The 9,355-nt window shown below is 51.3% G+C and carries 4 protein-coding genes; 2 read left to right on the top strand and 2 right to left on the bottom strand.

Features of this window, described 5'->3' with window-relative positions; all coding sequences use genetic code 11:
* Window positions 1–101: 101 nt before the first annotated feature.
* Both AC6R19_RS05890 and AC6R19_RS05885 read right to left on the bottom strand, forming a co-directional pair.
* Complete coding sequence (locus AC6R19_RS05890; protein WP_500578801.1) at window positions 102–5,021, bottom strand: ATP-binding protein; 4,920 nt, start codon at window positions 5,019–5,021, stop codon at window positions 102–104.
* 219 nt (window positions 5,022–5,240) lie between these two features.
* Window positions 5,241–6,161 carry a LysR family transcriptional regulator gene (locus AC6R19_RS05885; protein WP_500578799.1) on the bottom strand — a complete coding sequence of 307 codons (921 nt, stop codon included), beginning with the start codon at window positions 6,159–6,161 and terminating at the stop codon, window positions 5,241–5,243.
* 268 nt (window positions 6,162–6,429) lie between these two features.
* Between AC6R19_RS05885 and AC6R19_RS05880 the strand changes: the two genes are divergently transcribed.
* Window positions 6,430–7,854: an NAD-dependent succinate-semialdehyde dehydrogenase gene (locus tag AC6R19_RS05880; protein WP_500578797.1), complete on the top strand. Its 1,425-nt coding sequence runs from the start codon at window positions 6,430–6,432 to the stop codon at window positions 7,852–7,854.
* A 152-nt stretch (window positions 7,855–8,006) separates the two neighbouring features.
* Window positions 8,007–9,320 (top strand): omega-aminotransferase AptA, encoded by a 1,314-nt coding sequence (gene aptA, locus AC6R19_RS05875; protein WP_500578796.1) that lies wholly within the window; start codon window positions 8,007–8,009, stop codon window positions 9,318–9,320.
* Window positions 9,321–9,355 lie beyond the last annotated feature (35 nt).

The raw sequence follows: 9,355 nt of genomic DNA, 5'->3' as shown, positions 1-9,355 counted from the left end.
GTGAGCCTGGAGTTGCTGTTCGAGATCTTTGTTGTCCATTGTTCTGCTCATGGTATCCTCCGGTGCAGAGTACGGGGGCATGAGCAGTTACACAATTTAATTTACAGTCTCCGATAGCCGGGCATTGTCTTACGGTCATATAGAGCGGTCAACGCCACTATTACATTAAAATCTCCCATTCTGGCAGACGCTCTAATACTATGTGCTGCTCGCCATCTCACCCTGGTATCTACATCCCCTAAGAACGAGTAGAGTTGGCATGCTAATGCTGATTCAACTGTACGCTCAGACTCAATTTTATTCGTTGGAAGTTTTAACCGTGTAGTTAGTCGCTGAATATAACGAATTGTGACATCTGCAATTTGTTCCTCGCTGCAATAATCCGTCAGCAGCCTGATCACCGAATATAGCTTAGGTAAGGACAAAATTTCGGAGTTTTTTTCTAATCCCTCCAGCAGCAAGCTAACCGTTTCTTCTTTGTTTAACTCGAGGTTATGAATAACATCTTTCAGCATTCGTTTGTCGTAGCCATAATTTTCACCATAAGAAAACTCACCCAAGTGATTAGCAATTAGGATTGGCAGATTTTCCTCTCTCCAAGCAGATATGGCGTGAGATGACTCTATCCATAAGTCAATGCAGTCAATTAACGTTTTAGCCCATGTATAGCCAAGATCATCAATTACATGTTCATCGGTCAAAAAATCTAGAAAGGTAATACGATCTTTTGATTCCAAACGACTGATTAAAGATCTCAATATGTCATCGCTGGCAATATAAAAATCTTCACCCCTAACTTCTGTTCGCTTGGTGTGAATTGAATTCATAAAATCGGAAGGTGAAGCAAAGGAAATTTCCGCCAATTTTATATTTCCAAGGAACTCGCGCTCCTTTAACTTCCTGGTTGTCGAATCAAGTTTGTCGTTGCTGGTTTTGGTCTTGGTGCTTTTTTCGGTTTGTGATTTAAATTCAATCAATTGATTAAGTGCTGAATGCCAATATTCACTACTATCACTATACGGAACTAGTTCATTTAACTCCCGACATACTTTTGAGCTGCCACTTTTGTTGAATCTCAACAACTCAGCTTTTGCAATTTCCTCTATCAATTGACTAGCTTCTTGAACGGTTGTAGCTGACGCTAATTTAGCCACAAGCTCCTCACTCAAATCGTCACATAAATTAAGCAAGGATGCAGCTTGCGCAGAGCTTATAGTTCCCTCTGAAATACCCGTAGACATCAACGCAGGAAGAGATTCGCTGGCTTGAATCAAATCACAATCTTCCCAATACCCGATAAGGCTGATCGCTTTCGGCATGTCCAATATAGCAACAGCAGAAATTGCATCATTCCAAGGAAAATTATCATAGCCGTCAAGAAGAGTGCCGTACTCCGTTATTATCGCCGCCACATGACTTGCCATTTGTTGCGATTCTGCGGGCGAAAAGTGGTTTTTGGCGTTTTTGGATAACGCTGAAAATAGAGCCACATCATGCATAGCATCAACATCAACGTCATTAGCGATATCAACTGCTATTTTAAATACTTCTCTAGCTTCGTCATTATCTACAAAAAGCAAAGTCCTGGATAAATCCAAAAGAATGTTGATCTTTTCGTTCGCCGCTGCTTTTAGATTTTTCACTTCAACTGAGCGATCGTAGATATCCTTAACAACTATCGGTTTCAACTCCGGTATTTTTATTAAACTTGCAATGAGTTTACGCTGGCCGGGAGAATATACTGACGGCCATTGCTTAAACGTAGCCTTAGACAAGGATAGTACTGTATTCATATCGATATCAGGCACAACAGACAGTTTGGCTACTGATAAAGAAAGCTGACTACATATGGATTCAAAATAGTGATCCCTAGACATCCTCCAGGAATTTGCAAACAAAGAACTTAGTGCGGCCTTAACTTTCTCTTCAGTATTTTCCGGCAAGATATTGGACAGCAAAACATCCGCTCTAACAGCATAAACAGATATTAAACCTGACAGGTTTTCATTTATTTCTTTGTGCTTTTCCGATAACTTTTGTTTCTGTCTATTTTTTTCCGCCTCATCAATATCATCAGGTATTTCCGTATCAATCCAATACGATTCTATTGTGGCGTCGAGACCACGATGACGCATCAACAAAGAGTAAGCCCTAAAAGCAACATCATTTTTAAGAACGTCATGTATGAAGATATTATTGACTAAACGCCATCTATCCGGACATAGATACTCAAGGATTGGCTCAACAGAGGATAAATCTATTCCATTGGCAGCCAATATTTCACAGCCACTAAGTAGAATTTCCGCATAGCTGAAACCGTCTGCGTATTCAGAGGTGTTCCGTTCCAGCTCTTTTAAATCACAATACTTCAGTATTTCCTTGCTGCACAGTGACTTTTCAAGAGCAGTATAATTAATGTCATTACCGACAAGCGCTAAAGGTATGCTGAATAGCGATGACCAAGGCTCTGGCATACAGTCACTATTCAAAAACTCTTGAATTGTGACTGCCTTGCCCGATAACAATAGGCGATCCAATAATCTGAGCGCGACTTCGTAATGGATACTTTTCGGCTTCCAACCACAAATGAACTCGTATGTAGCCTGGTAGCCCTCCATATCCAGCACTGAATGAGCAACGGCGGCAATATCTTCAAGCTCTAATGGCCAAGCCTCTATATGCGAAAACTGGCGCTCACTTTGTTCGTCTTCTTGGCGTTTAATATCCTCACTTCTTCGATTCATCCATTCACGAAGAATGCGTTTCTTTTCACGAGCAGCGATAAAGTCTCTGTCAGCTGCATCACGAGCAATAATATGCGACAAGAACCTGCCATGATTTTCATACGTTTTTGACGAATAAAGTATATTTCGTCCTACAGTATCAGACGCAAAATGGACGGATAAATCCGGGTTTTCAGCGATAATTTTGTCTACGGCATAATCTGTTTTAATAGCTTCAGCACCAACCAACAAGGTAAATATCGCATCTGCTGGTTCGCCTGCTGATCGACACACTTTCATTGCGAGTTGCAACCTCTGACGTTGCACTTCTCGACGAATTATTTGGTCTTTTATAGCTTTTGGCGCTTCATTCTCCTCTATGATTTTTATAATTTCTTGCCCTTGCCCAGCTGAAAATAGTGCTGAAGCCAAGTGCATTGCTGAATACTCATCATTCTCATGGTTAGCGCTGAAATATGCTGCTGAACGCTTATGAGCCTCTAGCAGTTTTGGTTTCGCCTTTTCTCTGACAAAGAATTCAACATCCTCATCAAGAAATCCTACTTTATCTTCAAGAACACGCATTCCGGGAAGGTCAGAGACAATATCATTAACCCTTTCAATTGATATCCCCACAACACTAGCTAAATGTTGCTTTGGAACTGGTGCAGGTAGTGCTACTAACGATGAACAAACAAGAGACAAGACGTCAGAATTACCTTCCTTCAAAATCGCCTCTTCAAAGTGAGCTTCAAAGATTTGATCCAATCCCTTTCCATTGGGTCTTAAAAACTCAATCGCTTTGCCCGGTTCTGATACTGCATAGTCGAATGCGTAACTTTGTACTCGTGGATTCTGATTAGATAGATTATGAAAATCCTCTATCCATGCTGCGGTTGCGCCGGGAAATCGGTTTAATACATTGAGTGTTGTTTCTTCCAATGAGAAATTGGAAATTTCTACCGAGGTGTATTTAGATGGAATAGATAAGGAATCTAAACGTCCAGTCCTTGCAGAGATCATTAGCCGAACATTAGTCGGCAGATTACCGATTTTGATCAGTTCATGAACGAAACTGATTTCTTCTGGTTTACACTGATTTGCACCTGCTACAGAATTATCCGCAGCATCAATAACGACGACCAACAATGCATTATCTTCTTGCGCCTCTAAAACTTTGCTTGCACTTTCGATTCTTAGTGAAAAAGCCTTAATAAAATCTACAGAATTATCCTGGCTAATCAACAAAGGTAATCGCAATCGAGCCGAGGTTTCATTGATTATTTGCAAGTAGGCATCTTTTGGTCTATGCCGATACGCTTCACTATCCAAATAAGTGCCAGCGCCATAACAGTCATATGTAATCATGACTGAGCCTTCGGGTAATAGACTTTCAACCTGCTTTAATACGGTCGTCTTACCACTACCACCTTCGCCATGCAAGCAGATAAATTGATCACCATTGACCATTGCAGTTTGTATCGCAATGGCAGCATTTCTGTTAACTGGATTTTCTACTGCCTTGAGTCTTGGGGGACATGGGAAAAGAGCAAGAGGGTCAGACACATTCATCCATGTCAGTACTGTTTCTCTAGTTATATAACTTCCTGTAGCCTCCGGTAGCATCAGTTTGTGAACACGATCTTTCAAATCCAACACAAACCCTCGATCAGCACTATGTGTTAGATTTAATATTTCATTAATCGCGTTTTCTTCTTGCTCAAAGCGAGACCCCGTACCACAGTCAGAAAAGTCAAAGAGCTTAATAAATTTCTTGAAATTTATTTTATTGAGGCCACTGGCGACTCTCAACGTTTCATATTTCTTGTTACTGGTACTGGAAAGGGATTTCTGAAGGTCTACGCCAATAGGTCGATTACTGACTAGCCTGATTGTTAGCCCAGCAGCACTGATCAGATCTGGCCTGGTTTTTAATATGGCATTAAATGAATCAGCAAGTCCCTTGATAATGCTGCTATTTGAAGACTTCGACTTGGAGCTTGTTAGCTCCGAAACAGTCCAGTTCTTTTCAGGCGTTGATGAAGAATACTTTAACTGCTCAATGACAACTTTTTCAGCTTGCTCTACTGTATGGCCACCATAAAATAAGCCACAATCAACGGAGTCCCATTCCGTCAATCCCTGAGTATTTTTATCATCAAGATTTACACCTTCAACTGTTACGGCAACCAAAGATGTGTCCGGTTCAAGCAGTTGTAATGCTAAACAAAGCGCCCACCATTCATGAAAATCATCGCCAGTATTGGAGGCCCTAGCGCCTAAGTATTCTGCTTTCATGTCCTAGCCATTGATTCATATTTCATGTCCGCTTTGGGTCGAAATTAGACTTACTTTGACCAACGTATAACAGTTAATTCAAAGGCGTGTGCATATATACACACGGTGTCCATATCTAGGAACTTTTGTCTATATCTGGGCATAAGTGTACAGATCTGACTAGCTGTTTGGGTGTTGTTTCGCGGTGGAGTAACTTCGCCTCGCCAAGGAAAGTTCTGTCTATTTATTGATCACCAGTGAATCCAGAAAAAGCCTCACCGCCGGATGCTCCACCGCACTCCGCTTAAAAGTCGCCGCATTCTGAATCCGATACCGAAACCGCTCCGGGTGCAGCGCCACTAGCGCCCCACTCTGTACATACCGCTCCGCCAGGTACTCCGGCAGAAAGCCCACAAACTGGCCCGACAATATCATCGCCAGGCGCGCGGCCATATGGTTGGCCGTGGATTTATGGGGGAAGAGTCGGTACAGGTGTGCCGCTCCGGAGAGTACCGCGTGGCTGGGGGCGGCCAGTTCCTGTTGGGTTAGCAATTCCTCACTTACTTCCTTCGCGCCGGCCAGGGGGTGCTGGCTGCCGCAGTAGAGCAGTGACTGGTGGTGGAACAGGGGCCGGTAGTCGAGGCCGGGGCGGCGGGAGTGGAGGGGGTTGATGCCGACGTCGGCGCGGCCGGCGAGGATTTCCAGTTCCAGTTCCTGGGGGGCGGCCAGTTGGACGTCCAGCTGCAGCTGCGGGGCCTGTTCGCGGATGCGGGCGATGGTGGCGGGCAGGTCCAGTTGGGGGATTTCCAGTACGTCGTCCGGCAGCACTATGCGCAGGCTGCCGGTGAGGCTCGACTGGATGGCGTTGACCTGGCTCTTGAAGGCCTCCAGGTGGCCGTCCAGCTCGGTGATGGCCCGGTAGACGGCCTCGCCCTCCCGGGTCAGCTTGAAGTCGGCGCGGCCGCGGGATCGCAGGCAAAGCTGCATGCCCAGGCGGGCCTCCAGGTCGGAGAGGTGCACGCTGATGGTGGAGCGGCTGATGTTCAGGGCCACCTCGGCGGGGGCCAGTCCGCCGGCGCGGACTACCTCGCGGAAGACGCGCAGGAGGCGGAGGTCCATGTCGGTGAGGCGGCCGGTTAGGGTGGTCTTTGGTTTGCTCATGGTTTGGGGCTCGCTTTGTGTAGGTGTGGCGCGTGGCCGCGATCGGGAGTCGGTGCCAAGGGCGAGTCTGATCGCGGCCAGCGGCGGATGGCCGCCCCGCCGCTCCTACAAAGAAGATTTGCCCAGCTTAGGGGAAAGTTTGATAAAGGTAAATTTTAGTTGGAAAGATACTACTATTCGCCGCTGCCCGGTCACGCCAGAATCGCGGTAGCAGCTGTTCAGACCAATAATTGCAAGGAGATACGCGGTGCAACTGGCGAATCAAGATTTGTTGAAGCTTCAGAACTATATCGACGGCGAGTGGCGTGACGGGGCGTCCACCATCGAGGTGCGGGACCCGGCCAATGGCGAGCTGCTGGCCCGGGTGGCCGACGGCAGTGCCGCCGATGCCGAGGCGGCGGTGGCCGCGGCCAGTGCGGCCTTCCCGGCCTGGAGGAGCAAGACCGCCGGCGAGCGCGCGGCGGTGCTGAAGCGCTGGTACCAGCTGGTTGTGGACAACGCCGACGACCTGGCGCGCATCCTGACCCTGGAGCAGGGCAAGCCGCTGGCGGAGGCCAGGGGCGAGATCCTCTACGGCGCCTCCTTTATCGAGTGGTTCGCCGAGGAGTGCCGCCGCGCCTACGGCCAGACGATTCCCACCCACAACCCGGCCATGCGCCTGAACACCATCCGCCAGCCGGTGGGCGTGGTCACCTGCATCACCCCGTGGAACTTCCCCAATGCGATGATCACCCGCAAGGCGGCGCCGGCGCTGGCGGCCGGCTGCACCGTCGTGATCAAGCCGGCGGTGGAGACGCCCCTGTCCGCCCTGGCCCTGTGCCAGCTGGCCGAGGAGGCGGGCCTGCCCAGGGGCACCATCAATATGGTGGTGGGATCCGACGCCGCGGGTATCGGCAGGGTCTTGACCGAAGACGCGCGGGTGGCCAAGTTCACCTTCACCGGTTCCACCGCCGTGGGCAAACTGCTGATGGCCCAGTGCGCCAGCGGCGTGAAGAAGATGTCCATGGAGCTGGGCGGCAATGCGCCCTTTATCGTCTTCGACGACGCGGACCTGGACACCGCGGTCAGTGCCTGCGTGGCGACCAAGATGCGAAACGCCGGCCAGACCTGCGTGTCCACCAACCGTATCTATGTGCACGAATCGGTGCACGACGAATTTGTCGGGAAGCTGCGCGCGGCCGTCGCCGAACTGAAAGTCGGCCACGGCTGCGACGAGGGCGTGACCGTCGGCCCGCTGATCCACCGCCGCGCCGCGGAGCGGGTCAACGGCCTGGTGCAGGATGCCATCGAATCCGGCGCGAAAGTGGAGCTGGGCGGTGATTTCCTGTCACAGGGCGAAAACTATTTTGCACCTACACTGATTACCGGTGTCACCGACGAGATGCGCATCGCCCGGGAGGAGATCTTCGGCCCGCTGGCGCCGGTGCAGAAATTTAGCGACGAGGAGGATGTCATCCGCCGCGCCAACGCCACACCTTACGGTCTCGCCGCCTACGTGATGAGCGAGAATATCCGCCGCGCCAACCGCGTGGTGGAGGCGCTGGAATACGGCATGGTGGCCTGCAATACCGGCGTCTTCTCCACCGCGGTGGCGCCCTTCGGCGGCTGCAAGGAATCCGGCATCGGCCGCGAGGGCGGTGTCGAGGGGATGGCGGAGTTTTACGAGACCAAGTATTGCTGTTTTGGTGCCTGATCCCAAAAGGGCGAACACAAGGTTCGCCCCTACGGGTCCAGTGCAGTGGTAGAGCCAGGCCACAAAATTAATTCTGTAGGGGCGAACCTTGTGTTCGCCCAACCAAGCCAGAAAATTTAACCGAATTCACAGGGAAACCGCGGAGCGAAAAAATGTCCGAACTGAAAACCGAAGCCTTCTGGATGCCCTTTACCCCCAACCGCACTTTCAAGTCCGCGCCGCGGATCGTCGAGCGCGCCGAGGGCATCTACCTGACCGAAAAAGGTGGCCGACAGATTATCGATGCCACCGCCGGCCTCTGGTGCTCCAACGCCGGTCACTGCCGCGCGGAAATCGCCGAGGCGATTCACCAGCAGGCGAAAAAACTGGATTACAGCTCCATCTTCAATTTCGGCCACGAGCTGAGCTTTGAATATTCCGAGCGGCTGGTGAAGCACACCCCGGACGGCCTCAACCATGTGTTTTTCGGCAACTCCGGTTCCGAGGCGGTGGAGAGCGCGCTGAAAATCGCCCTGCAATACCAGCGCGCCCGCGGCAAGGGTACCCGCACTATGTTTATCGGCCGCGAGAAGGGCTACCACGGGGTAAACTTCGGCGGAATCTCCGTCGGCGGTATCGCGCCGAATTACCAGACGTTCGGCCAGCCGGTGAAGTCCAACCATATGCGCCACACCCTGGATATCGAGCGCAACGCCTTCAGCCGCGGACTGCCGGAGCACGGCGTGGAACTGGCGGAAGACCTGGAGCGCCTGGTGGCCTTCCACGGCGCCGACCAGATAGCCGCGGTGATCGTCGAGCCCTTCGCCGGCGCCGGCGGTGTGATACTGCCGCCGAAAGGCTACCTGCAGCGCCTGCGCGAGATCTGCGACAAGCACGACCTGCTGCTGATTTTCGACGAGGTGATTTCCGGCTGGGGCCGCACCGGTTCCGCCTTCGCCTCCATCGAGTGGGGCGTGACCCCGGACATGATCACCTCCGCCAAGGGCATCACCAACGCGGCGGTGCCCCTGGGCGCGGTGTTTATCAAGGATGAAATCTACAAGACGGTGATGGACGCGGCCCCGGAAGGCGCGGTGGAATTCTTCCACGGCTACACCTACTCCGCGCACCCGGTGGCCTGTGCCGCGGGCATGGCGACCCTGGATATCTACGAGCGCGAGGGCCTGCTGACCCGCGCCGGCGGCGATATCGGCAAACACTGGGAAAACGCGCTGCACAGCCTCGCCGATCTCGACAATGTGATCGACGTGCGCAACTACGGCCTGGTCGGCGCCATCGAGCTGCGTGCGCCGGAAGCGCTGAAGGGCAAGTTCGGCGGCAAGGTCTCCGGCATGGCCTGGGACGCCGGCGTGATGGCGCGCGGTATTGGCGATGCCCTGTGCATGTCACCGCCGTTGATCATCGAGGCGCACGAGATAGATGCGATCGTCGACAAGCTGCGCGGTGTGATCAACGCGCTGGGTTGATCCTGAAAACGACTTGGGGGAGCGCCGCAGCGCCC

The organism is Microbulbifer sp. SE14 (genome assembly GCF_059834885.1).
Note: the sequence above shows the minus strand (reverse complement) of the source record. Positions and strands in the feature narration are given on the sequence as shown.